Below are 2,653 nucleotides of genomic sequence, written 5' to 3' on the forward strand. Positions count from 1 at the left end.
TATCTGCTCTCAGTGGTGTCGGCGCGCGATTTCGGCTGGATCAGCCTGTCGGATGCCATCACCCGCATCGACGCCACGATGACGACCATCGAGAACATGCCGCGCGACCGCGGCCATCTCTACAACTGGTATGACACGACGACGCTGAAGCCGCTCTATCCGCTTTACATCTCGGCGGTCGACAGCGGCAATCTCGCCGGACATCTGGTCGCGGTTGCCGCCTCCTGCGCCGAATGGGCCGAAGCGCCGTCCGTGCATCTGCAGGGCGATTTCGAAGGCATCATCGACACCGTCACCATCCTCGACGAAAGCCTGGAAGAGCTGCCGGACGACCGCCGGCAGCTGCGGCCGCTGCGCCAGCGCCTGGCCGACCGTCTCGATGGCATGCGCCGCGCGGTTGCGACCATCAAGGCGCAGCCGGAGATGGCCTCCATCCGCACCATCAACCTTGCCGTGCTCGCCGGCGAGATCCGCAAGCTCGCCACCGCGATCCACACCGAGGCGGCCTCGCCCAAGAGCGATGTCATCGCCGACTGGGCGGCCAGGCTGGAAGCGACCTGCGAGGCGCATGTGCACGATTCGCACAATGACGAGAGCGCCGTCGCCGCTCTGCGCGCCAAGTTGCTCGCTCTGCGCGAGCGCTGCCGCCGCTACGCCTTCGAGATGGATTTCTCCTTCCTGATGCGCCAGGAGCGCAAGCTGCTCTCGATCGGCTACCGCGTCGAGGACCGCCAGCTCGACGAAAGCTGCTACGACCTTCTCGCCTCCGAGGCGCGGTTGACGAGCCTGTTCGCCATCGCCAAGGGCGACCTGCCGACCGAGCATTGGTTCCGTCTCGGACGCCCGATCGTCGAGATCGGCTTCCAGGGCGCGCTGATGTCCTGGTCGGGCTCGATGTTCGAGTATCTGATGCCGCCTCTGGTGATGAAGGAGCCGCAGGGCTCGATCCTCAACCAGACCAGCAAGCTCATCATCAAGCGCCAGATCCAATATGCGCGTTCCAAGAACGTGCCCTGGGGCATTTCGGAAGCGGCCTATAACGCCCGCGACCGCGAGCTCACCTATCAGTACACCAATTTCGGCGTGCCCGGCCTCGGCCTGAAGCGCGGCCTTGGCCAGAACACCGTGATCGCGCCCTATGCGACGATTCTCGCGGCGCAGTTCAGCCCGCGCGAGGCGGTGCAGAACCTGCAGCGGTTGCGCTCGATCGGCGCGCTTGGCCGCCACGGTTTCTACGACGCGGTCGATTTCACGCCGCAGCGCGTGCCTGAAGGCACCGACCACGCCGTGGTGCAGAACTATATGGCGCACCATTCCGGCATGTCGATTGCCGCTGTCGCCGACGCCATTTTCGAGGGCCGGCTGCGCGAGCGTTTCCACAGCGATCCGGTGATCGAGTCGGCCGAGCTTCTCCTGCAGGAGAAGGCGCCGCGCGACATTCCGACCGCGACCGTCAGGACGGAAGCCGACGAGCGATCCAAGGACGAGACCGAGACGGAGAGCCCGGACAGCCGCGTCATCCTCGATCCCATCAAGGCGCTGCGGGCGACCAACGTCATGTCCAACGGCCGCTATTCGGTCATGGTCACCGCGACCGGCTCCGGCTACAGCCGCTTCGGCGAGCTTGCCGTCACCCGTTGGCAGCCGGATCCGAGCGAGGATCGCCTTGGCTCCTATATCTTCCTGCGCGACACCACGACGGGCGACTGGTGGTCCGCCACCGCCGAGCCGAAGCGCGCCCAGGGCGAACGCGTCCAGACGCTGTTCGGCGACGACAAGGCGAGCTTCACCAAGTCCGTCGGCTCGCTGCGTTCCGAGGTCGAGTGCATCGTCATTTCCGAGGGCAATGGCGAAGGCCGCCGCATCACCCTCTTCAATGACGGTGCCACCGACCGGCATATCGAGGTGACCTCCTTCGCCGAGCTGGTGCTGGGCAACGAGGCCTCGGACAACGCGCATCCGGCCTTCTCCAAGATGTTCGTCGAGACTGAGATCGCGCCGAACAACGGCGCAATCTTCGCCACCAGGCGCAAGCGCGATAAGAACGATCCCGACCTCACCATGGTGCATTTCGTCACCGACCCGTCGGGCCCGTCGCGCGATGCCGAGGCCGAAACCGACCGGCGCGCCTTCATCGGCCGCGGCCGCACCATCGCCGATGCCGTCGCCTTCGACCCCGGCGTCCGGCTTACCGGCAGCCAGGGCTTCACGCTGGACCCGGTGGCGGCGCTGCGCCGCCAGGTCCGCGTGCCGGCCAACAAGAAGATCTCGCTGACCTTCTGGACCGCCGTAGGCGCCAATCGCGCCGAGCTCGACGAGGCGATCGCCCGGCTCGACCATCAGGAGAGCTTCGCACGCCAGGCGATGCTTGCCTGGACGCGCAGCCAGGTGCAGACGCGCCATCTGGGCCTCAGCCTCACCGACGCCGCCAATGTGCAGAAGCTCGCCCGCTACCTGATCTATCCCGATCCGTTCCTGCGCCTGCCGGCGGAATCCATCGCCTCGGGCCTCGGCCGCCAGTCGAGCCTGTGGCCGACCAGCATCTCCGGCGATTTCCCAATCTTCCTCGTCCGCATCGGCGACGTCGCCGACCTCGAGATCGTCGCCCAGGCGCTGCGCTTCCAGGAGTATATGCGGGCGCGCGGCATGATGA

General features: G+C 66.4%; 1 protein-coding gene. It reads left to right on the forward strand.

The features are described from left to right. Positions 1–2,653: glucoamylase family protein (locus EOA28_RS31955; protein ID WP_281060939.1), on the forward strand; the 2,653-nt coding region annotated here is incomplete at both ends.

The sequence above is a fragment of the Mesorhizobium sp. M2A.F.Ca.ET.067.02.1.1 genome, from assembly GCF_004023285.1.
Lineage (GTDB): Bacteria > Pseudomonadota > Alphaproteobacteria > Rhizobiales > Rhizobiaceae > Mesorhizobium.